The sequence below is a fragment of the Pseudobdellovibrionaceae bacterium genome, from assembly GCA_020635075.1.
In the GTDB taxonomy this organism is placed as follows: Bacteria; Bdellovibrionota; Bdellovibrionia; order Bdellovibrionales; family UBA1609; genus JADZEO01.
The window spans coordinates 91,281-114,089 of the sequence record JACKAM010000002.1 but is presented as its reverse complement, the minus strand read 5'-3'; the positions used below and the strand labels follow the sequence as shown (position 1 = coordinate 114,089).

At 49.9% G+C, this 22,809-nt stretch carries 21 protein-coding genes; 11 read left to right on the top strand and 10 right to left on the bottom strand.

The window, feature by feature from the left end; genetic code table 11:
* Positions 1–167 precede the first annotated feature (167 nt).
* From H6624_10265 to H6624_10240, 6 genes are read left to right on the top strand one after another with little or no spacing between them, the layout of a single operon-like run.
* The gene (locus tag H6624_10265; GenBank protein MCB9084718.1) at positions 168–680 is read left to right on the top strand and encodes an NADH-quinone oxidoreductase subunit B; all 513 of its coding nucleotides are present in this window, start codon (positions 168–170) and stop codon (positions 678–680) included.
* 3 nt (positions 681–683) lie between these two features.
* Positions 684–2,360 (top strand): NADH dehydrogenase (quinone) subunit D, encoded by a 1,677-nt coding sequence (gene nuoD, locus H6624_10260; protein ID MCB9084717.1) that lies wholly within the window; start codon positions 684–686, stop codon positions 2,358–2,360.
* Positions 2,361–2,370: 10 nt separating this feature from the next.
* A complete protein-coding gene (locus H6624_10255; protein ID MCB9084716.1) occupies positions 2,371–2,844 on the top strand; it encodes an NAD(P)H-dependent oxidoreductase subunit E in 474 nt (157 codons plus the stop codon).
* Between the two features lie 2 nt (positions 2,845–2,846).
* Entirely contained in the window at positions 2,847–4,127 is a 1,281-nt protein-coding gene (gene nuoF, locus H6624_10250) for an NADH-quinone oxidoreductase subunit NuoF (GenBank protein ID MCB9084715.1), read from the top strand.
* A complete protein-coding gene (locus H6624_10245; protein ID MCB9084714.1) occupies positions 4,120–5,679 on the top strand; it encodes a (2Fe-2S)-binding protein in 1,560 nt (519 codons plus the stop codon). Before nuoF ends, H6624_10245 begins: the two co-directional genes overlap by 8 nt.
* Positions 5,676–6,200 carry an NADH-quinone oxidoreductase subunit I gene (locus tag H6624_10240; protein MCB9084713.1) on the top strand — a complete coding sequence of 175 codons (525 nt, stop codon included), beginning with the start codon at positions 5,676–5,678 and terminating at the stop codon, positions 6,198–6,200. Before H6624_10245 ends, H6624_10240 begins: the two co-directional genes overlap by 4 nt.
* A 22-nt stretch (positions 6,201–6,222) precedes the next feature.
* Here the strand turns inward: H6624_10240 and H6624_10235 are convergent, their stop codons facing one another.
* On the bottom strand, positions 6,223–6,810 hold the full coding sequence (locus tag H6624_10235) for a hypothetical protein (protein ID MCB9084712.1): 588 nt from the start codon (positions 6,808–6,810) through the stop codon (positions 6,223–6,225).
* Positions 6,811–6,962: 152 nt separating this feature from the next.
* Between H6624_10235 and H6624_10230 the strand changes: the two genes are divergently transcribed.
* Positions 6,963–7,952 (top strand): hypothetical protein, encoded by a 990-nt coding sequence (locus H6624_10230; protein ID MCB9084711.1) that lies wholly within the window; start codon positions 6,963–6,965, stop codon positions 7,950–7,952.
* Positions 7,953–7,964: 12 nt separating this feature from the next.
* Here H6624_10230 and H6624_10225 read toward each other — a convergent pair whose 3' ends face one another.
* A complete protein-coding gene (locus H6624_10225) occupies positions 7,965–9,278 on the bottom strand; it encodes a UDP-glucose/GDP-mannose dehydrogenase family protein (protein MCB9084710.1) in 1,314 nt (437 codons plus the stop codon).
* Positions 9,279–9,361: 83 nt separating this feature from the next.
* Between H6624_10225 and H6624_10220 the strand changes: the two genes are divergently transcribed.
* Genes H6624_10220 through recO form a run of 3 tightly spaced genes read left to right on the top strand, consistent with a single transcriptional unit; the run spans position 9,362 to position 12,309 of the window.
* Positions 9,362–10,345: a flippase-like domain-containing protein gene (locus H6624_10220; GenBank protein ID MCB9084709.1), complete on the top strand. Its 984-nt coding sequence runs from the start codon at positions 9,362–9,364 to the stop codon at positions 10,343–10,345.
* The gene (gene mgtE, locus H6624_10215) at positions 10,342–11,703 is read left to right on the top strand and encodes a magnesium transporter (GenBank protein MCB9084708.1); all 1,362 of its coding nucleotides are present in this window, start codon (positions 10,342–10,344) and stop codon (positions 11,701–11,703) included. Before H6624_10220 ends, mgtE begins: the two co-directional genes overlap by 4 nt.
* A gap of 9 nt (positions 11,704–11,712) precedes the next feature.
* On the top strand, positions 11,713–12,309 hold the full coding sequence (recO, locus tag H6624_10210; protein ID MCB9084707.1) for a DNA repair protein RecO: 597 nt from the start codon (positions 11,713–11,715) through the stop codon (positions 12,307–12,309).
* Positions 12,310–12,313: 4 nt separating this feature from the next.
* On the opposite strand, the gene H6624_10205 is transcribed toward recO, so the two are convergent.
* The 5 genes from H6624_10205 to H6624_10185 all read right to left on the bottom strand — a co-directional run bounded on the left by H6624_10205 (position 12,314) and on the right by H6624_10185 (position 18,438).
* On the bottom strand, positions 12,314–13,078 hold the full coding sequence (locus tag H6624_10205) for a hypothetical protein (protein MCB9084706.1): 765 nt from the start codon (positions 13,076–13,078) through the stop codon (positions 12,314–12,316).
* Between the two features lie 106 nt (positions 13,079–13,184).
* A complete protein-coding gene (locus H6624_10200) occupies positions 13,185–15,344 on the bottom strand; it encodes a tetratricopeptide repeat protein (protein ID MCB9084705.1) in 2,160 nt (719 codons plus the stop codon).
* Positions 15,345–15,509: 165 nt separating this feature from the next.
* Positions 15,510–16,736 (bottom strand): FecR domain-containing protein, encoded by a 1,227-nt coding sequence (locus H6624_10195; GenBank protein ID MCB9084704.1) that lies wholly within the window; start codon positions 16,734–16,736, stop codon positions 15,510–15,512.
* A 170-nt stretch (positions 16,737–16,906) separates the two neighbouring features.
* Positions 16,907–17,440 (bottom strand): HAD family hydrolase, encoded by a 534-nt coding sequence (locus H6624_10190; GenBank protein ID MCB9084703.1) that lies wholly within the window; start codon positions 17,438–17,440, stop codon positions 16,907–16,909.
* Between the two features lie 32 nt (positions 17,441–17,472).
* Positions 17,473–18,438: a tyrosine-type recombinase/integrase gene (locus H6624_10185; protein MCB9084702.1), complete on the bottom strand. Its 966-nt coding sequence runs from the start codon at positions 18,436–18,438 to the stop codon at positions 17,473–17,475.
* 197 nt (positions 18,439–18,635) lie between these two features.
* Here H6624_10185 and H6624_10180 point away from each other — a divergent pair, with 197 nt between their 5' ends.
* A complete protein-coding gene (locus H6624_10180; GenBank protein MCB9084701.1) occupies positions 18,636–19,697 on the top strand; it encodes a sigma-54-dependent Fis family transcriptional regulator in 1,062 nt (353 codons plus the stop codon).
* A gap of 88 nt (positions 19,698–19,785) precedes the next feature.
* Here H6624_10180 and H6624_10175 read toward each other — a convergent pair whose 3' ends face one another.
* From H6624_10175 to H6624_10165, 3 genes are all read right to left on the bottom strand, one after another.
* A complete protein-coding gene (locus H6624_10175; protein ID MCB9084700.1) occupies positions 19,786–20,382 on the bottom strand; it encodes a hypothetical protein in 597 nt (198 codons plus the stop codon).
* A 203-nt stretch (positions 20,383–20,585) separates the two neighbouring features.
* Complete coding sequence (locus tag H6624_10170) at positions 20,586–21,419, bottom strand: flagellin FliC (GenBank protein ID MCB9084699.1); 834 nt, start codon at positions 21,417–21,419, stop codon at positions 20,586–20,588.
* A gap of 419 nt (positions 21,420–21,838) precedes the next feature.
* Positions 21,839–22,783: an alpha/beta hydrolase gene (locus tag H6624_10165; protein ID MCB9084698.1), complete on the bottom strand. Its 945-nt coding sequence runs from the start codon at positions 22,781–22,783 to the stop codon at positions 21,839–21,841.
* Positions 22,784–22,809: the final 26 nt, after the last annotated feature.

The window sequence follows — 22,809 nt, the reverse complement described above, 5'->3', positions numbered from 1 at the left end:
TTTATATTAAGGATGTTAATAGCTTGAAAACCAAGTGAGATTGGCAATTTGGCTCGTGTCGGGGAGAGAAATCAAACATCCCTGACAACTATATCATTCGGAAAAAGCGAATCTCGGTAGATGGGAGAAGTACAGCTATGTCTCAGGCGATGACTGCCACTCGACAAATGGACAGGGATTTAGTCGAATCCACGCGCTCCTTTGCCTTCACCACCCAACTGGACAAAATCATTGCCTGGGGTCGACGCAACTCCTTGTGGCCTATGCCCTACGGTACGGCCTGTTGCGGGATTGAAATGATGTCGGTCATGGGTCCTCGTTATGACCTGGCCCGCTTTGGCGCTGAAGTGGTGCGTTTTTCTCCGCGCCAGGCAGACCTGCTGTTGGTCGCAGGGACAATAACTGAAAAGATGGCACCCATTATTACCCGCGTGTATGAGCAGATGCTGGAGCCCAAGTATGTGATTGCCATGGGCGCCTGTGCGTCGTCTGGCGGTTTTTACCGCGCCTATCATGTTCTGCAAGGGGTGGACAAAGTGATCCCCGTCGATGTTTACGTTCCTGGATGTCCTCCCACCCCTGAGGCGGTTTTGGATGGCGTTATGGTCGTGCAGAAGATGATCACTGATCAACATCCTCGCCCCTGGCGCGACAACTGGAAGCCCGGGGAGTACAGGTAAATTATGAATATCATCGAAAGTCTCCGCGAAGATTTGAATAGAAAGTTCCCAGGCAATAGTTTTGCCTTCTCTCACGCTGTTGGTAACAACGTGATTGAAGCCGACAAGGGCAGTGTATTCGGCATCCTTGAACACTTTAAAAACACCGGTCGCTTTGATTTTCTAATGCAGGTGGCTGCCGCTGATTTTCCTGATCGGGAAAAGCGCTTTGAAGTGGCTTACGAGCTGTTTTCCTCAAAAAATGCCAACCGGGTGAGGATTAAGGCCCAGGTGGGTGAAGGGGAATCCATCCCTACAGCTCTACCATTGTGGAAAGGGGCTGACTGGTTCGAGCGCGAGTGTTGGGATATGTATGGGATTCAGTTTGAAGGCCACCCTAATCTCCGTCGATTGCTGACTCACCATCAGTTTGTCGGTCATCCTTTACGCAAGGACTACGATGCCGACCACCAACAACACTGCACCCAGGCTTTGCCGATTCATTTTGATTATGACCCCAACTTTGTCGACGACGGCAGAGAGGTGGTGCCTCTTAACCTAGGCCCCTCTCATCCTGCCACACACGGTACACTGCGAGTGATGGCTCATCTCGACGGCGAAATGGTTCACCGGGCCAGTGTGGAGATTGGTTACCTGCACCGCTGTTTTGAGAAGATGGCTGAAACTCATGCCTATAACCAGGTTATTCCTTATACCGATCGACTGAACTACTGTTCGGCACCGATCAACAACGTTGGCTACTGCAAAGCGGTTGAAAAACTCTTGGGTGTGGAGATCCCTCCACGGGCACAGGCCATGCGGGTGATCCTATCTGAGTTGTCGAGAGTTATCGACCACCTGGTTTGTATTGGCGCCAACGCTGTGGACCTGGGGGCTCTGACAGGCTTTTTCCATCTCTTTACCTACCGGGAAAAGGTCTACACCTTATTCGAAAAACTCTGCGGAGCACGTTTGACCGTGGCTCTCACTCGTATCGGGGGAATGGCTCAGGACGCCCCCGAGGGTTGGTTCGACGACGTTCTTGAGTTCTGCAAAGAAATGCGCCGGGGAGTGGACGACCTTGATGTCCTTCTCACAGGCAATAAGATTTGGATTCAGCGAACTCGCGATGTGGGTGCCATTTCCGCAGAGAATGCCATCCAGTGGGGCTACACCGGACCACTCCTTCGCGCTGCTGGCGTCAGTTTGGATTTGCGCAAAGCAGACCCCTATTATGGGTATGAGACTCTGGACTTTCAGGTACCCATTGGCACGAATGGCGATGTCTTTGATCGCTATCTGGTGCGCGTGGCTGAAATGCGTGAATCCCTGAGGATTATTGAGCAAGTGGCCAAGAATGTCCCCGGCGGTGACTTTACCATTCGAGATCGAGGCATCGTACTCCCTGAGAAGAAGGACGTTTACGGCAACATCGAAGGCCTAATGAATCACTTCATGCTGGTCATCAAGGGTCTTCGTCCGCCCGTTGGGGAAATCTACGATGCAACTGAGGGAGCAAACGGGGAGTTGGGTTTTTGGCTGATTAGCGATGGCTCTGCCAATCCCTATCGTCTCAAAGTCCGTCCACCTTGTTTTGCCATTTATCAATCCTTCGCAGAGCAAATCACCGGCGGCCAGGTGGCTGACGTGATTTCGATCCTGGGAAGTCAAAACGTTATTGCCGGCGAGCTAGATAGATAAGGAGCTGGCCATGTTTGAATTATCACCAGATGGTGTCGAGTTTGTTAAAAAAGAAATGACCAGGTACGAAACCAAGCGTTCGGCCATCATTCCTTGTCTGTTCCGTGTGCAAAAGGAAAACGGCGGGTGGGTGAGTTCTGAGAGTGTGGCCTATTTGGCGGAATTGATGGACGTGCCAGAGAAGTGGGTTCAAGAGGTATCCACCTTCTACACCATGTTCAACCAAAAGCCGGTGGGGAAGTATCACGTTCAGGTTTGCTGTAACATCTCCTGCTCTATGGGGGGGGGTCGTGAATTGGCGGCAAACCTCAGTAAATCCTTGGGAGTTGAAGAAGGTGCCGTCTCCTCCGATGGGCGCTACACTATTTCGCGGGTGGAATGTCTCGGGTCCTGCGGAACGGCGCCCATGATGCAGGTGAATGATGACTACTATGAAAACCTGACCGTGGATAAGGCTGTCAAAATCCTTCGCGAATTGGATTGAGAATTATGGAAACGAAACTGCTGACAGAACATTATGACAAAGACGAGTACATCGGCCTGGACGGCTACAAAAAGCACGGCGGCTATGAGGTCCTGAAGAAGGCCCTCAAGATGGACCCCAAGGCCATTATCGAAGAGGTTAAAGCCTCTGGCTTGCGAGGCCGGGGCGGCGCGGGATTTCCGACTGGTGTAAAGTGGGGGTTTTTACCGGATAACGGCGAGCCTCGCTATTTGCTTTGTAATGCGGACGAAGGTGAGCCTGGGACATTCAAGGACCGGGCGATGATGGAAAGAGCTCCTCATCAACTCATTGAGGGGATGATTATCTCGGCTTTTGCCGTCAAATCCAATAAGTCCTATATTTACGTGCGGGGCGAATACCAAATGTGTATTCGCAAGCTGGAGAAGGCCATTCGTGAAGCCTATGATGGCGGTTTCCTTGGAAAGAATATCCTTGGCTCTGGATTTGACCACGACATGGATGTGTATTCTGGCGCTGGAGCCTACATTTGTGGCGAAGAAACCGGCATGATTTCCTCACTTGAAGGCAAGAAGGGGCAGCCCAAGTTAAAGCCCCCCTTCCCTGCGGTACAGGGCTATCTGGCAAAGCCCACAATTGTGAACAATGTCGAAACACTGGCTGCCGTCGGTCCGATTATTCGTGATGGGGCTGCGGCCTATCGAAAGCATGGCACCGAAAAGTCAGCGGGAACCAAGTTGTTCTCGGTGAGTGGCAATGTGAAAAAGCCGGGCGTTTATGAAGTTCCGCTGGGATATCCTTTGATTGATCTTATCAATGTGGAATGTGGTGGCCTGGAGCCTGGTCGCAAACTGAAGGCCGTGATTCCTGGTGGGTCTTCAGCTCCGGTTTTGACCGCGGAAGAGGCCATGAAGGCCACCATGGATTATGAATGTCTTCAGGGCATGGGTTCCATGTTGGGTTCAGGAGCCGTTATTGTCATAGACGACACCAACTGCATGGTGGATATGCTGAAAGTGATTATGCACTTTTACCATCATGAGTCCTGCGGACAGTGTACTCCCTGCCGTGAGGGCACAGGGTGGTTGCATAAAATCGTCAATAGCATTGTCACTGGAGAAGGACGCCTCCAGGACATCGATCTGATGCTGAGAGTGTCCAGGCAAATGATGGGGAAGACCATTTGTGCACTCAGTGATGCGGCCGCCATGCCGGCCATCAGTTTTGTTGAAAAATTTCGCGACGAATTTGAGTTTTACGTGCGCGAGGGGCGATCAAAAGTGAAAGGTAGCCTCCATGCCTAAGGTTAAAGTTAACGGTAAAGAAATCGAAGTCAAAGAGGGCACTCTGCTGATTGAGGCTTTTAAACAGGCCAAAGAGGACATCGCTCACTATTGCTGGCACCCCGGCCTTTCAACGGCTGGTGTGTGTCGATTGTGCATGGTCGAGATCGAAGGCAACCCACGCTTGCAGATCGCTTGTAACACGGTGGTGACCGAAGGGATGTCCGCTTGTAACAACTCGGACAAAATCAAAGAGACCGTCAAGTGGGGGTTGGACTTCCATTTGATCAATCACCCATTGGACTGCCCGATCTGTGATCAGGCCGGTGAGTGTGGTCTTCAGGATCAGTACATGAAGTTTGGCAAGTACACGCCTGAAATGTCTGAGCACAAAGTCAAGAAGCACAAGGTGGTTAGCCTTGGTGAGCGCGTGGTGCTGGACTCTGAACGGTGTATTCTTTGCTCCCGCTGTGTGCGCTTCACTTCTGAAGTCAGCAAGACCAATGAGCTGGGCATCTTTAATCGTGGTGATCGTGCTGAGATCGGTACTTTTGACGGCAAACCCTTGGACAACAACTATTCTATGAATACAGTAGATATTTGTCCGGTGGGTGCACTGACCTCCAAGGACTTCCGATTCCGTCAGAGGGTCTGGTATTTGAAGAATGGCACAAGCATCTGTACGGGCTGTTCTACTGGATGCAACATTAAAGCCTATTACAATGAGGAAGGCCTGTTTCGCATTAAGCCGGAGCCCAACCCCGATGTGAACGTCTACTGGATGTGCGACAAGGGTCGCGAGATCTACAAACACATCAACCTTGATGCCCGTTTGACCGAGGCTCGCTCGGGTCAGGCCGGAAACTGGCAGGTCAGAGAGTCGGCTGAATGTCTAAAAGAAGCCGGCGATGCTATCCGCCAAGCGGTGAAGGACGTTGGCCCGACTCGTGTAGCAATGGTTCTTACCGGTCAGCACAGCCAGGAGGAGTACCAAGAGTTGGTCAACTTCTACTTGGGCGATCTGGCTTGTCGGGAAATTTACCACTGGATCAATAACCCAGAACAAATGGAAGAGTTCGATGGAATTCTCTATCGTGGAGACCGCAATCCTAATACCAAGGGACTTCTAGGTATCTTGGCCAAAGAGAAAGTTAATGCTCCTTGGAAACAGTTGGAAGATCGCCTTAATCAAGACTCTGTTGATGTCCTCGTGGTCGCCGGACCTGAAGATCCTTCTGTATTTCCGGATTTAATGGAGAAGCTCCATTTATTCGGTAAGGCAAAAAAGCTTCTGTGGCTGTCATCAACTAAGTCTGAGATCGTTGATCAGGTGACAACACCCACATGGCAAATTCCGTTGAAGACTTTTTTTGAGAAGGACGGAACCTTTGTTAACTTTCAAGGTAAAAAGCAGGAATTTAAGCGGATAGCCACCATTGTCCCTAAGGCAATGGGCTTGACAGATGTCACCAAGGTGTTGAGTGGACGGGGTGAAGGCGCCTCTCAGGGTGATAAGTCGGACTTGGATTGGAAGAAGACTAACTTCTTTGTGCAGCAACGAGGACCATTATGAGTATTGTGCATAAGCCTGGTGCGGTTTCTTCCTGGTATCTACCCGGTATTTTAGAGGGCCTGTGGCTGACTCTGAAGTATATGTTGCGCAACTTGTTTAATCGCAACAAGATGCCGACCTTGAATTACCCAGAGGAAATCTACCAATATAGCCCACGCTTTAAGGGTAACCATGTTTTGACCGTTAAAAAAGACGGTTCCATTCGCTGTACGGCCTGTATGCTTTGTGCGACCAACTGCCCGGCTCAATGTATTTCCATCGTTGCTGCTGAATGTGAGGACCCCTCCGTCGAAAAGTATCCCAAGAGTTACGAGATCGATGTTCTTCGTTGTGTCTACTGTGGATTTTGCGAAGAGGCTTGCCCGGTGGATGCGATTCGCATGGGTCCAGAATGGCAGACGGCAGGCTTAAATGGTTCCAGCTTCACCTATGATATCCAGCAGCTGGCTTACCGCCCTCAGCTCAAGGGCGGCATTCTTAGTCGTGTGGATGATGAGGAAAGGCACAAATTCGGAATTTAGTGCCATAGAGGTCCTGGAGATTTTAAAAATCCAGGCCGACGTGAACTTTGGTGTAGGCGCCATCAAGTTTTTGTTTGTTGGCCCCTTCTCCGATCTCAAGTCCCAGATAGCCAACTTCGGCACCTACGAGAAACCCAACTAACTTCATGCCAGCTTCGACTCCAATTGAGTAGGAGCCGCTGGTATCAATGTCGGCCGTTGTTTTGCCGCCACCACTGATCTCCAATGTTTGATCCCCACCGTGAGATAAGCCATATGAGCCAATGGCGCCTACGAAAATGAGGGTGTCGATGAGGCGAAAGGAGACCAGAGCCGATGTTCGAGTCATGTCCACGGATAGCTTTCCGTAGCTATTTGACTCTTCGGCTCCCAATATTTCATGGCGAACACCAAATGCAAAAGGGAAGAGAGGAGGTGATACTATCAGATCAGCACTAAAACCCGTCAATTTTGATAGAGTCGGGTATGAGCCAATTTGATCGGGTTTAACGGTGTTCAGTCCGTAGCTGGCTCTCAGCTGAATCAAGGCATGGGCAGGTTGAGCGGCCAGAGTGATGAGGGCAAATCCCATCATAAGGATCAAGGATTGAAGTAAACGTCCCTTTTGCATAGAGCACTCCTCGTAAAGTTCAGCTCATAGGATAATGCCTAGGCCTCAGGGCCTCAAGAGGGCGCCCTGCTCTTGGCCTTTGGTCGCGTTACCGTAGAGGTCTTGTAGGCAGAAAAAGGCCGCTTAACTAGAATATTCAGTGGGGGATTGCGGTGTTAACAGACTGGCGACCAATTGAAAAATGGAACATCCTCAACCGCGAGCTGACAGAAAAGCTGCTGGGGGAGGAGAGCAAACAGGAAATCAGGCTTTATCAGGGAGCGGAGCACGCGATCTGGGAAGTCACCCAAGGTCTTTCCAGGCTGTTTCCGCATCGCCGTAAGGTGCTTTATTTTCAGTATCAAGATCCTTTTCATGACCATGCGATATTTACCCTTTTGAGGGATGGCTTTGAGGTAATCAGTCTTCCTATAGATCAAATTGACGATCCCAAGAGTTGGCAAGATCAGATCGGTAAAGACACCCTCATGTTTCTTTACTCTGAAGACGATCCCATTCTCGGTCGCCGATTTAATTTTGAGGGTGTGCCTGAAATCTGTGATAAAAATAAGGCCTTTGCTGTGAAGGTGAGTCACCATTGCCATCTACAGGATGAATGGCTGAACGCCGAGTCTCCCTTTGCGGTAGACATCAAGTCGTTTCGGTCAGATCTTGCAGTGGCTCACCTAGGAAGCAAAGCAAAAATTGGTAGTGCTATTGCGCCCTTTTTGGAGTGGGAGGCTGTGGATGTCACCCCAGTTATTGATGATGTCCAAACTGACTTCGATGGATTCAACAAGAAGGTTCAAGGTCTTGAGGCCGCCGTACCGGGAGGTGGTCAACCTCTGTGGAAGAAGGGCGTCCCGCGTCTTTTTGATCGAGCGGTGTTATTCTGGGAAGACATGGACGGACATGCGATAATTGATTCTTTAGCCTTCGCGATGGGTTGGATTCTACAAGAGCCTGGTTACGAATGTCGATTAGAGACCACCAGTCTGAGTCGCTGGGGAGGGTTGCGCACCATGGATTGGCTTAAGCACCAGGGGATGACGGCTGAGCAGATTCGCGGGACCATTGTCATCCATGCTTCGGTCATTTCAGATCAATTGATCAAAGCTCTCGACGGCAGTCTTAAGAGAGTTCGAGAGCTTCAGGGCTTTTAGTGCAAAAAAAGCTTATCTTTCGTTTTCTGCCAGAGCCTGACGGCCAATTCCATAGTACTCAAAGCCAAGGGACTTCATCTTACCAGGATCATAAATATTGCGACCGTCAAACACGATGGGTGTGTTCATCAAGGATTTGAGCTCTTGAAGATCGGCACTCTTAAACTCATTCCATTCCGTGACCAAAACCAGGGCATCGGCACCTTTTGCCGCTTCAGTGGCACTTTCAGAAGCCTCAAATGTCGCCTGACAGGAAGATTGGGCATTTTTGAGCGCAACCGGGTCATAGGCCTTCACCATCGCCCCCTGACTGACCAGGTCCTCAATGAGCTTCAAACTGGGAGCACGACGAACATCATCGGTATGGGGCTTAAAGCTCAGTCCCCAAAGAGCAATCGTCTTCCCCTTAAGGTCACCAAAGCGCCCTTTCACCCGTTGCGCGAGGATCGTCTTTTGTCTTTCATTAACCTCATCGGCTGCTTTGAGCAGTTTCATGTCCACATCATGCTCTTCGCCGGTGTGAACTAAAGCGCGAACATCCTTAGGGAAGCAGCTGCCGCCGTAACCAATGCCTGGGTAAAAGAAGGCAGGATTGATCCGCGAGTCAGAAGTAAATCCGCGTCGGACTTCGTTAATGTCGGCACCAACCTTGTCAGCCAGCAAAGATAGCTCATTAATGAAGCTAATCTTGAGAGCAAGAAATGAATTTGCCGCGTACTTTGTGGTTTCTGCCGAGGCATTGTCCATAAACAAGATGGGATGGCCATTTTTGACGAAAGGCTCATAGAGCTTCGTCATCAGTTGCTTGGCTTTCTCCGTGCGACAGCCAATCACCACCCGATCCGGGCGAAGGAAGTCATTCACAGCAGCCCCTTGCTTTAGAAACTCCGGATTGTTGACGATCTCAATGTCGACCTTAGCGCGTTCGGCACAAAAAGCCTGGGCTTTTTTGGCGGTACCGATGGGGACAGTTGATTTGAGGATGACTGTCTTGGGTGTAATGGATGATTCGCAAATTTCCTTCAGGACATTAAAGGTAAAGCTCATATCAGCACTGCCATCCGGGAGTTCCGGAGTGCCAACGGCGATAAAAATGGTATCCGCTTTCTCTGTCGCTTCGGCCACCGAATAGACAAATTTCATGCGCTTGTAATTGCGAAGAAAGAGATCGCTCAGGCCCGGTTCATAAAAGGGGAGTTTTCCATCGAGAAGTTGGCTAACTTTGTCTTTGTTAGAGTCCACACAAATAACGCGATGTCCTGCATCGGCGAAGCAAACACCGGCGACAAGCCCCACATAACCCGTTCCGACCATGGCAATATCCATTGATCTCTCCTTGGCAAGGGATTGAAATCAAAGTAGTAATGAATCACTTGCTAAGGCATGTCAACCAGTCAGAAAGAGGTCGTATGGCGGCGTCAGTTAAGGGTATTTCCGCCAAATTACTCAAATTTGGAATTGCCGGTGGCTTGATCTATTGGATGGTGCAAAAGGGTCTGCTGGACTTTTCCCTTTTGGGGCAGCTACTCACTCCTGTTCATATGACCGTTTGCATTGGATTGATCTTTGGCAATATTGCTCTGAATAACTATCGTTGGTCTCTTCTTCTCGGTTCTCAGGGATTGCCAAGTCAGTTTCGCATTACATTTCCTTTAACTTTGATCGGGATGTTTTTTAACTTTGCCATCCCTGGTGCTGTGGGTGGTGATTTGGTGAAGGGTTTTTACGTGACCCAGAACCACCCGGGGAAACGTATGGCAGCGGCCACCACGGTGCTGATGGACCGCTTGCTTGGCCTCTATGCGATGGTGTTGATGGCTGTCGTCACTATCTTGCTTAGCATCAGCTTTGTTCTCACTCGTCCGTCTCTATTGCAGGTAGCCATCATGTCATTTGCGGGGCTGGTGGTGATGACAATCGTGGCAGCCTTTATGTTTTCCTCGCGGGTGAAAGCTAAAAACCCTCTTCTCAAATGGGCTCCAAAGTTTCCTGGTGGTGGCCTTTTTGTAAAGCTCTATGATGCGATTCACTCCTATGGCGACTGTAAATCTGCACTTATGAAGGGTCTTGTCGCCAGCCTGTTGGCCCAGGCGATGGCTGTATTTAACATGGCCTATGTGGGTTGGGCATTGGGAGAACATATCTCTCTATCAACCTACTTTTTTGCGGTTCCCTTGGGATTTATCATTATGGCCATCCCCATTGCTCCGGCGGGAATTGGTGTGGGTCAGATAGCTTTTTTGGTCTTGTTTAAAATGTTTACCGGCACAGAGACCACCTTGGGTCAAACTGTGATTACGGCGTTCCAAATTGGATTGCTCGCCTGGGGAATTGTTGGGGCGATATTCTACGCACAAAGAAAGAAGCCTGTAGTCACCGAGGTCTCGACATGATCGAAGACCACACAAAGATGCTGATCGCCACCATCCAAAAGCTCAGGTCTCGGGGCGCGCGTCACAACATTCAAAGGATTCTGGCAAAGACCCATCAGGCGGATGTGGCCGCCATTCTTCATGGACTGAGTCCCGAGGAGAGGTTTGATATTTTCATGATGGAGCCCTCCTCGGAAAAGCGGGCTGAGGTCTTTAGTTATCTGGATCAGGAAGTTCAGCAAAACATCATTGGTCGACTGGAGAAGGACGAAGTTATCAAATTGGTGGCTTTGATGGAGTCCGATGATGCAGCGGACCTGCTGGGAAAACTTCCTGAAGAGGAGTCCAGGCAGATCTTGGGTTCCATGGTTAAGGAAGACTCACAGGATGTGGCTGATCTCATGGGCTACCCGGAAGACACGGCCGGTGGACTGATGAGCTCCGATTATTTGGCCTTGAACAAAGAACAGACAGTGGGAGATGCGGTTCAGGCTATTCAGGAGGATGAAGAGAGTCTGGGGGGAGTTTTTTATGTTTACGTGGTCAATGATAATGATCACTTGGTCGGAGTGGTCAGTCTAAAGCAACTTCTGCTGTCTAAGAAATCCACTCAATTGCAGCATATCATGCGTCCCGATGTGATTAGCGTTCCCCTCGACACGGATCAGGAGGAGGTGGCCAAGACAGTTGAACGCTACGATTTTTTGTCGGTTCCTGTTGTTGGTCCCAACAATCAACTTGAGGGGGTCATTACTGTAGATGACGTGATTGACGTCATTCGTGAGGAAGCCGCGGAAGACCTATTGGCTATGGGCCAGGCGGGCTATGGCGTTGATGGCAGTCTTTTCGACCAAATGAAGGCCCGCAGTCCCTGGTTGCTACTGGCTTTTCTGGGCGGGAGCCTTTGTTTCTCAATTGTTTTCTTTTTTGGTTTTCTCGGCGAGGATGGGTCACTAAGAGTCGATCGGCTTTGGCTGGTGGCGGCCTTTTTGCCTTTGATCCTTTCCCTTGGTGCAACGACGGGAAGTCAGGCTGCCACGGTTGCGGTGGGAGCCATCAGGGCTGGTCGCTTTGATTTAGGGAAAACCGGCCTTCATATTCGCACGGAACTGCAGTTAAGCCTCATTTTTGGTTTGGCCTTTGGTCTTTTGGTGTTGATGTTTGGCGAACTGATTTTTAGCAGCTATGGCTTAAGCAAGATTATGGCCGGTGCAGTGTTTATTCAGATATTCGTCGCCATGGCGGTGGGGAGCTTTCTTCCGATCGCCATGCACAGATCAGGAATGGATCCTACGGTTGGAAGTGTTCCGCTGTTTACAGCTATTGCTGACTTAAGTGCAGTGGCGGTATTGTTTGGCCTCCTCCATGGATTTGGATAGGGCTGGTTCATGATTAAAGACAGGGCCATTATTCTCAAGACTGTTAAACATGGGGAATCCAACCTCATTGTTCAATGTCTCTCCCGCAATGGCTCCCGCTTGAGTTTGATGGCAAAGGGTGCCCTCAAAAGCCGCCGCCGCTTTGGAGGAGGGGTCTTAGAACCTCTTAACTATATTCAGTTGGCCTACAAGGAATCCAACAAGAAGAACGATGATCAGGATTTGCTCCATTGGTTGGAGGAGGCGCAGATCCTAGAGGACTTTGCGTCTTTGCGAAGCGATTATGATCGATTGGAGTTGGGCTTCTATTTTCTCCAAGTGGTGAGTAAAATTAGTCTAGAAGGGACTCCTGACAATAACGAGGTTTTTGATCTACTGGGCAATGCACTCAAATCGTTGCAGAGCACTTCTCATCTTGGTTTGTTACGAACTCTTTTTGAGCTCAAGCTGTTGTTTCAGCAGGGAGTTCTGTCGTCCGAAGTGGAAGGCTATCATCTCCTCAAATATCCCTTGAAGAGTCATGCGGAAATTAACATCGACGAGGGAGATCTACTTATCATTAGAAGAGAAGTGAATCAGCTGTTAGAATCCTACCTTCACGCTTAAAGGCCTAGTGTCTGAGGCCGCCAACTCGCCCGGAACTGGTTTCATGGGGGATTTGATCACGGCCAATGCGGAAATCAATCAGTCGCTTGGCAATCTCACCACGGCGATTGACATTTACATAGAGGCCCATCTGGCCCATGACATAATGATTGAATTTTGAGGTGTCAGTCAGAAACACTGAATGTAAAGGTGTCGTGATGCCACTGAGATTCTTCCTCACCTTGTCTTTTCGTTTAACCAGCAGTGCCGTTCCGTCTTTTAGGGCTTTGCAGTTTTTTATTCGATCAGAAATCACGAAGGTGATTTCTGGGAAGTTTTGATGAAGGCTCAGGGCCGACCGTAAAATGGTCTTCCAGCAGGGAGATTGTTTTCCGGGATCAAAACTCAAGTGTCCATATTGTCCTGTTTGAATCGAAAACTCGTGTCCAACCTTAAGCCGATCAGTGGGTAAAATGGCGGAATAGGCGGCCAATAGGTCACGGTCTTTCTTGGGCCAGATCTTTTCCTGGGTAGTCATGGATCTCAGCTGACCGGGAAGACTTGGGCGGCTGCAAACAAAGCCCTTCTGCACAGGCTCTCCATCACAAAAGAGAAGTTGCGTTTGGTTTTTCCAACAGACGGACAGATTGTCCGGACTGAGTCCCTGGCTTACGAAGGCCTCAGGGGACTTCTGGCAGCGTTCCTTTTCCTTGCTGATTCCCATTGGTGGAAACAGAGCAAAGAACAGCCCATATAATAAGAATGAAGGCAGCAAATATCTGATTATCATTGTGCCCGAACCCTGTGCAGGGCCCATGCCGGGCAGGGCTGTGGCTTGGAGCTACGCTCGCGGAATAACGCAGGAAAATTCTACATACCTGAGCCGAATTCAGGTCTTACCAGCCCCAATCAAAGGTGGCTGTCGCCATTAGGGAGTACTTGCTGTACTGGTTGGTAGCCACATTTGAGGTGTTATTCGTATAGCTGGCCGTTAATCCGCCGAGAATCCAATCCTTAAAGGGATGAGTATAAGTTCCAGTCAAGGTCACATTAGTGTCTTTGCGACTATCAGAAGAATCCGGGTAGTTGAGCTGATAGACCGCAAGTCCAGCCGACCAATTATCGTCTTTTTTGGCTGGAGCCATGTAGGTTACGCCCCCTTCGATACGGTGGTACTTCTTGTCGTCGCCCTTCGCGCTGTTGAGGACAAGTCCGAAGTTGGCCAGCACCGCACGACGCATAGTTTTGTCACGAAAAAAGGTATGACTGGTTGACAGGGTGTATTTGAGAGCATCTGCATCGGCGTCGCCAATGGAATCCGCCAAAAGCGAATCATCCTGACGGACATCCAAGATGTAAGAGGCATACCACTTTTCGTTCATGACGAAGGTGTTGTCGACATTCAGGATAATGGAGTTGAGGATGTTTTCCTTTTTGCCGGCCGTATCTGCCTCCATGATGAGCATTTCGTAGCCGGGCTCGACCGTCAGGCGATAGCCTTTGTCACCAACCGTGCCCTTGTAAATGTAGGGAACACTCAAAGTATTGAGAAAGGGGTCAGCTGCGGATAGGTCTGCGTTTGAGGAGTGGATGTAAGTCGAATTGAGTTTGGCGCTGACTTCGTGAACCTTCTCATAGTGAAAGCGGTATTCAGCAGTAGCGCTCACTAGGCCTCGCACATCGCCTTCATCGGTAGCCGAACCCTGGGACTCAACATTGTCTGGAGCCAATAGAACGTTGGAGTCATACATGGCTCCCACGGTCATATTGAGAAGGAACTTCTTGGCCTTGTTTTTATTGTAAGTGATCATGCGGGCGATTTTCTCCAGGTATTCCTCAGCCCGTTGATCCAGCTTGGGGTCCTTCGAATTGTCGATGACCCATTCGAAAGGCTTTTTTGCCTCTTCAAATTTCTCTTGGTTGTAAAGAATCATTCCCTTGTAAAAGGCAGCACTTGGGGAAAGCACGGGGGCATTGGCCTGATGAACCATGGTGAACTTTTCCACCGCCGGGTCCAATTCATTGAGGCGAAAATGAATCAGTCCCATGTAGTACTCTTTCTCCAGGCGAATGTCTTCCGTCGTTTCAGAGATTTTCAAGGTGACTAGGGCTTCGTTAAATTTTTCATTGCGATAGAGGGTAATGCCGTACTTGTAGTAGTAGCTGGTATTATTGGGATCCAATTCCACAGATTGGCGGAAGTTCTCTTCGGCTTCCTTAAACTGGCCTAGGCGGTAGTGATCCAATCCCGCTTCGGCAAAGGCCTTCGCCTGCTCGAGGCGTTTTTGCCTTTCTTTGGCGGCCAGTTCCGCCTGCTGGCGTTTTCTCTCTTCAGCTCTCTGTCTCTCAATTTGCTCTAGACGAACACGGTCAGCCTCTCGCTTGGCAGCCTCTTGGGCCAGCGCATCCATCTGTGCTTTACGCTCAGCCATCTTTGCCGCTGCCATGGCGGCCTCGTCGGGAATCTTTTTGGCCAGTACTTTCTTGGCTTCCTCGGCCTGACGGGCTAATTCCAGTTCCTTCTTAAAGGCTTCATGGGCTCGCTGTGCCTGTTCTGGGGTATCGTAGACGTCCAGCATCTGCTGGCCCTCGGGCGATTTGCGGAACACCACCGGTTTGCGGGTGACTTTGTCCTCTTTCAGCATACGGTAGAACTTAGCGAGGGCATCTTTGGAATCAGATCTCATGCTCTGAGGTGGAATATAAACTTCGGGCTCAATGTTTTCGATATCCGCCCAGCCGATGGAAAAGTCACCTTGAAAGGTGCTGGAGTCGGGCTCAGTTTCTTCAAGCAGGATCTTGGCCACTTTACCTGTGTTCTTGTCGCGAAAGAACAGAAAGGCAGAATCAGCCTGGGTGCTGTCCAAGTTCCAGGGAGAGGAAGCGTAGAGAATTCTCAAGCCGTGGCTTTTGGAGACCGAAGGTTTTGCTGCCTTTTTTGTCGTCTTGGTTTCGGCAGTTGCATTTTCTGAATTGGCCTCGTCTTGAGCGAACAGGGTGCCGGGTGTTAACAAAATTGAAAGAAGTAAGGCGGGCATTAGATTCTGCCAATTCAAAGTTGCACTCCTCGTTGGAAGACGATCATGGTCGGGAAAAATATTAGTTATATTAGAATATTAGCCTTATCAGCCGGAGGGGCAAAGCAATGTTGCAGGGGACAAAGTAAAACCCCTTCCAAAGGGAAGGGGTTGTCCAAAATGCTAGCCTAAAGATTGGGACGACTATGGAGTCCCATTGCGAACACGAATGATCAATCGTGTTTGCCCGTCCTGAATGTGCTCATTACAGAACTCACAACGAATGTCCCCCGTTCCAGGGAGTGGAGGGGGAAGAGGCGGAGGTTCAAATTTCGGCAATTGAGGGGCGGCAATGATAGAGCAGTCATTGCAGTTAGCAAAGTCATCGGGTAGGAACATCCCACCACCTTCTGGTCCCATCATCGGCATACCGGCTGGGTCGCGACCCATCTCAGGTCCCCCAGGGCCAGACATACCAGGACCGGGCATTCCCGGGCCACCCGATGCTTGATCGCCAGGGCCAGGGCCAGGGCCTCGGCGGCCTTTGTCGTCGGGTCCACCGCGACGGTCTCCATCCCGACCTTTATCGGGATTGGGATCAGTTCCCGCTTGGTGATCAGGGCCTTTTTCGCCCGGTTCTCCACGGGGTCCCTTTCGCTCATCCCGTTTTCCTTGATCCGGACCGCCTTGTTGATCTGGTCCAGCTCCGTCGTCTCCACCTCGGCCAGCGGGATCATTTGCAGGAGCCCGAGGGTCGTTCTTAGGTGGTTCGACCACATTGGTTTCCTGGTCAAAGTTGGCCAATTCATGCTGAGGGAGTTGGGCGGGCTGTGCAGGTGGAGCACTCCCCATGCTCACAGTAAATTGTCCCACGCGCACAGACACGGGATTCAAAATCGTTCCGTTAGGACCAGGAAGACCGAAGGCAACCTCACCCCTAAAGGTCACGACCTTAGAAGATTTGGTGGTCTTGTTAAACGAAGTAAAAAAGTCCGTACCGCGCACTCCGGCCACCGCCGAGGGGGTTTTGACCTGGAACTTGTTGCCTTCACCATCGTACTTTTGTTCGACTTTGGAGCGTACTTTTCCATAAAGCACATCGATGAGGACGTTCTTTTTGCCCTTCTCAGGGTCAAACTCGTAATTTTCAATGACAACGTGGGATTCAGGAGAAACGTTTATCTCGTTTTTGTCGATCATCACGATCTTGGCCCGAGAATCTGCGGCCGTGGTGATTGTATCTTTTGGGTAAACCTTCATTCCAGCTTTGGCACGCTTGTCACTGCCGGTCTTGCCTGATTTTACCATCACCTTACCCTTGACGACAGTCAGCACTCCATGAACCTGAGCGCCAACGGCGGGTAGGGAAAGTACAAGACAGGTGGAAAAGAACAATACTGCTAAGGCCAACCGGCCGGCTATCTTACCCATTAGGGCCCCCTCATACGTCTACTTCTGGCCACATACTTTCATCGGTTTTGGCCCTGGCCCACTTAAGATAAAGTCTTGAAATGGTTCAGGCTATGAGGGGAATTTCACAAGCCTGCGGTGGCCGGCAATGAACCCTAGATGACGAAGATTTTAAACTGTCTCATTGAAACTCAGGAATGTCTCAAAATGAAATCGGCCACTTCGAGCAGGCTTTGAACATGGGCTTCTGGCGGGGCGAACTCCGACCCGTCCGGAGACTCGAGAGAGCCGAGAAGAATGGATTTGGTGCCCGCCCGATGACCCGCCTCCACATCCGTCATGCGATCGCCCACCATCCAACTGGCGGCGAGGTCAATGTCATAGAATTTGGCCCCTTCGAGAATCATTCCAGGATTGGGTTTTCGATACCAATGGTCGGTATCCGTCATATAGGGAGCATCATGGAAAGACAGGAAGTCCACTCCATGGCGCGAAAACTCCGCACGAATGAGTGAGTGGATTTTTTTGAGGTTACTCACGTCAACCAAACCGCGAGGCACCCCAGACTGATTGGTGGCGACCACAAAATGGTATCCGCCATCCCGCAGGCGACGCAGGGACTCGAAGGCATCGGGGAGATAAACAATTTGATCGGGATCGTTGAGATAAAGCTTATCGACAATCAACGTTCCGTCGCGATCAAAAAAGACGGCCTTTTTCTTCACCCAGAATCTCCTACAATAAAGAACTCAATCTATCAGGGCTTTCCGGGTTTGTCAGCCTTTGCCAGGCTTTCCTTATGACCCAGTGGGTGATGGCTCTCAATGGTGCGAGACAAATTTGCCATGTTGAGGTGAGTGTATTTTTGTGTGGAAGTCAGCGACTCATGTCCCAACATTTCCTGAAGAATGCGCAAATCTGTTCCTCCAGCGAGAAGATGGGTGGCAAAACTGTGACGAAGGGCATGGGGATGAAGCGGTTTGATCAGGCCAGCTTTTGCTCCCCATTCACGCACCCAGGAGTAGGCTGTTCGCGTATTAAGAGGTTTTTCACCAAAGATATATTCTTGGGCGCGGTCAAGCTCGTCGAGGGAGCGAATCGTTACGGCAGGTACGACCACCTGTCGTTCCTTTCCGCCCTTTCCCTTTATCAGTAGTGTTCGCTGTGATGGATTGATTTCCGCCCACCTGAGATTGCAGGCCTCACTGACTCGTAGTCCCCCGCCATAAAGAAGAAGAATCAATGCCCGGGCCTTCAGAATCTCAGCAGTTTTGTCTCCATGATTTTTTTCAATGTCATTGTCGATTGAACTAACCAGAGAAATGATTTCATCAACGGAAATAAAATGGGGAATCTTTTGTTGTGATTTGGGAAGAACAATCTGTGAACCCAAATCTCTATCGGTGACTTCCTCGCGGAACAAGTAGCCGAAAAAACTCTTGAGCGTGGCGCACTTTCTCTGTCGGGTGGCAGGGCTCAAGGTGCTCCATCGATTGAGGGCCTTCTTGGCAGAAGCCATGAGCAACTCCTCAGACCAATCCGGCGACTCGATATGCTCCGCATCAATATTAAATGTGTTTGTGCCCTGGGAGAGATGGACTCGTGGAAGACTAAGATCATGAAATGCTTGATATAAATCCAATGCATAGGCCTTAAGAGTGAGGGGTGAGGCTCCCTCCACATAGTGAAGGTTTTTCAGAAAATTGACCACATGAGCCAGCAAATTTAGTCTCCGGTTAGCAGACAATTACCAAGTCCTTTCAGGTAGTTATAAAACGTTCATGATGCTTTGCAAAAATACCTTGCACAAAAAACACGCATTTGTTAGAAACACCGTGTTTAATGCTACGTGACAACAAGTATCCCCAGCTCAGTAGAGTTGGGAGCTCACTCAAATCAGTTAACCAAGGGGCTGTACGTATGTCAGGAATGGATAACTCCTCGATCCTCCCTCCGAGCGAAAACCAGGTATTACCTGGTGTGAACCCCACTAGTAAGATCATAGAAGACAAGAGAATTGTCTACAAATCAGAAGTCATGCGCCAGTTGATTCGCATGGTGGAGCGCGTGGCTCCGTCAAATGCGACCGTGCTGATTCTTGGTGAAAGTGGAACAGGCAAAGAGCTGATTGCTCACGCCATCCATGAAAAGAGTCACCGTAAGAACAAGCCTTTTGTCGCAATCAACTGTGGTGCTCTTCGCGAAACCCTTCTCGAAAGCGAGTTGTTTGGACATGAAAAAGGCGCCTTTACAGGTGCTTACACTCGCAAGATCGGTTTGGCTGAAGTGGCGACTGGTGGAACTCTCTTTTTGGACGAAATCGGTGAACTCAGCCCAGGAATTCAGGCTAAGTTGTTGCGATTCCTTCAGGAAGGCGAAATCTACCGAGTGGGTGGAAAAGACCCAATCAAAGTCGATATCCGCCTAATCAGTGCGACCAATAAGGAATTGGACAAAGAAGTCATGCGCGGAAACTTCCGTGAAGACCTCTTCTATCGAATTAATACGATCATGTTGCACTCTCCTCCTCTGCGTCGTCGTAAAGAGGACATCAACTCACTTGTTGACCACTTTTTGGCTCGTAGCCCCCATGGCTATCTGAACCGTGGTCGTCAGATGAGTGAAGAGGCAGTGAAGATCCTCATGCGCTACGATTGGCCGGGTAACATTCGTGAACTGCAAAACGTCTGTGAACGTCTGCAGATCTTGGCTGAAGGTCATGTCATTATGCCTGGTGATTTGCCAGAACACATTCGCAATCCTGATCATAAGATTGTGATTGATGACTATGATCCGACCATGACTTTGCATGAGCTGGAAAAGCGCTACATCCTGAAGGCCTTGAACTACTTTGATGGTAACAAGACCCAGGCTGCCAACGCTCTTGGAATCACCATCAAGACGCTTTACAACAAGCTTCATGAATACGGTGAATTCGAGCGTTACGCTGTTCACTCGAAGCCCAAGTCCGGATCAAACTAATTTGTATTATGAAATGGAAACAAAAAAGCGAGCCTAGTGGCTCGCTTTTTTTTTGCCTAATTAGAGGCTAGGACCGGGTAGGGGACGCTTAGAAGTAGCCTTCGTCATCAGAGTCCAGGTTGTCGCTGTCATCTAGATCATCGAACTGATCCAAATCATCGTCAGCAAAGTCGTCACTGGGACTAAAACTCTCTTCCATAGACTCAAAATCAGCATCAGCCTCCATTGCCGGACTGGAAGTTACACCAGCGTCCTCAGCGCGGAAGGGATTACCAACCGGAGCTGTTGCTGAAGTGCCCTTGGCAATGTCCTCAAGATTGGGGACATGGGGTTTTTCAGCTTTAGGCGCTTTTGGAGCAGCAGGCTTTACCGCTTTGGGTTTGCTCGCCTTGGCCTTTGGTTTGGCCTTGGCCTTGGCTTTGGTTGTCTTTTTAGCCGCTTTTTTCTTAGTTGTTTTTTTGGCTTTCTTTTTTGCGGCCTTTTTCTTGGTCGCTTTTTTAGCCTTCTTTTTTGCGGCCTTTTTCTTGGTCGCTTTTTTAGCTTTCTTTTTAGTAGCCTTTTTCTTAGTCGCTTTTTTAGCTTTCTTTTTTGCGGCTTTTTTCCTAGTCGCTTTTTTGGCTTTCTTCTTGGTGGCTTTTTTCTTAGTGGTCTTCTTTTTTGCGGCTTTTTTCTTCTTTTTGGCCATGGATACTCTCCCCATTGTTCCCATTAAACTCGGTCGCTTCGTTTCCCTATAGGCTGAAGCATCATATGCGTCAATATCGGAATCCTACTGGGATTTCCAAAGCTTGCCTAGCCCTTTTTTGTCGCTGTCGAGGGCAAAAAAAATGACCCAGGCACTAGGCCCGGGCCACTACGGTCGTTGGACGGATAAAACTAAACTTTTTATTAACCAATCAACTTCAAGGCTGTGGCGTTGACTTGATTGGCTTGAGCCAAAGTCGAAGTCGCTGCCTGAAGCAGGATGTTGTTGCGGGTCATCTCAGCTGAGGCTTCTGCCACATCTGTGTCCCGGATCCGGCTGTTGGCGGCTGACAGGTTCTCTTCCGCAACCAAGAGGTTTTGGACAGTAGACGTCAGGCGGTTCTGCAGGGCGCCAAGATTGGCTCGCATACCGTTGACGTTAGTTTGGGCGTCATCCAATAAACCAAGGGCTTCTTGAGCACCTTCCTTAGAGGCGTAGTCCAAACCTTCCAAAGCCAAAGCATCAAGAGTCGCCACGTTCTCTGCGGAGTCGAAGGAAATTCGATCCTCAAAGTCGTCATTGAAGAGACCAACCTGGAAGTCAAAGACAGGGGTAGACCCGTCTAAGAGCTTGGTAGTTCCCCAAGTCGTCACCGACGCAATACGCTGAACCTCGTTCTTCAGCTGCTGAACTTCCTTATCAATAAAGGAGCGCTCAGTATCGCCCACAGTGTCTGAAGCGGCCTGGATGCCCAGTTCGCGAAGACGAACAATAATGTTACCGATTTCGTTCAAGCCACCCTCAGCGGTTTGCACCATGGAGATACCGTCATTGGCGTTACGGTTCGCCTGGCGGGCTGAGCGGACTTGAGCTTTGATACTTTCAGAAATTGCCAGACCAGCGGCATCATCAGCTGCCTTATTGATCCGACTACCAGATGCCAGCTTGCTCATGCTGTCATTGATCTGCATTTGACTGCTGAGTAGATTTCTCTGCGCATTAATCGCAGCGATATTAGTTGATACACGAAATCCCATTTTACTTATCCTCCGTTCAAATTCATTAAATACCTCCTTGTCAGAATCCCCATTCTGGGGTGGCGTCCAAGCCTTGGGGTTATGTACTTATAAACTTACTGCTATAAGTTTTCCTTGTACTCTACTGTCTTCCTTGATGCCTCCTTTCGCGTTTAGCAAGAGAGCGCGACCAACTGCTCCCTGGTTAATCCATTAACCCCCTTAAACATAAGGGCGACTGAAATAGTATCACCCCGACTACAAGCACTTATTCGGGAGCGGGGACGGTTTCTTGACAGGACGTGAGGCTAATTCCGACTCAAGTGAAGGAAGATTAGTCGAAGGGCTGATCGAGGTCTTAAGACTATGGGTTTGAAATCAACACCTAAGCTGAGTCTAGAATGTGCTATGGTCGTGGATTTCCGGGCATTGCTGACACATCAAAAGTCGTGATGACCAAAGAACCCCAAACACATTTTGCACACCCATTCAGGATCATCTTCCATCACATGATGGCCGGCATTTGGGTGTATGGCCGATCGAATCTTGCTGCCAAACTTGTGTTCCAGTCGCCTGAGATATTTGAGAGGAACGATGCGATCCCATTTTCCCCATAGGTACAACACCGGAATTTCAACCTTTCCTGGGTTGTCTTCAATACGTGAGTCGAGAAGGAACTGGCTGGCCGAGAGGAAGGTCTTAATCGAGTCAGGATTGCGGTGATAAGGGCGATGGTATTCATCGATTACCTGGCGATCAATCTGATCCTGGCGATGAACCACAGTCTTGTAAATGGAGCTGACAAACGTCGGAGTCACCAAATACTGGAGGCCACTGGAAGCCCAGCTCAGTCGGTGCGCCTTTACCGGCATTAATTTGCGACTGGTCGCCGGGGAAATGCAGACCACTTCCCAAAACCGCCTGGGATTTCGCCGCGCCAGATGAAGGGCTAATGAACCACCCATCGAGCTGCCGAGGATCCGGGTTTGTTCGATACCGAGTGCGTCCAGTAGTTTCTCTATTCGTTCACATTGGGCATCCAGTCCATAGTCGGCCTTGGGGTTTTTACTGCTGTAGCCAAAGCCAGGCAGATCAATGGCGATCAGACGATAGTGGGGGGCTAACAGCGGAATGAGCTTTCGCCAAGCATAGATGTGGGCGGCAATTCCATGAATCAGCAAGAGGTTGGGGCCTCGTCCCTCTATTATATAGCGGATTTTAAAGCCATCGATGTTGGCAAACTGAACGTCTGGGGACCATGGTCGCGCCGGGGGCAAGCGGCGCCGCCAAACCCAGAGACCCAGGGCAACAAGCAGAACCCCTAGGATAAGAGCCAGGCTCCAGTAGCCATACTGGCTGAAAAATTCTATGAGGTCGGAATCCATTCCCATCCCTTGGTCGGCACCAGTTT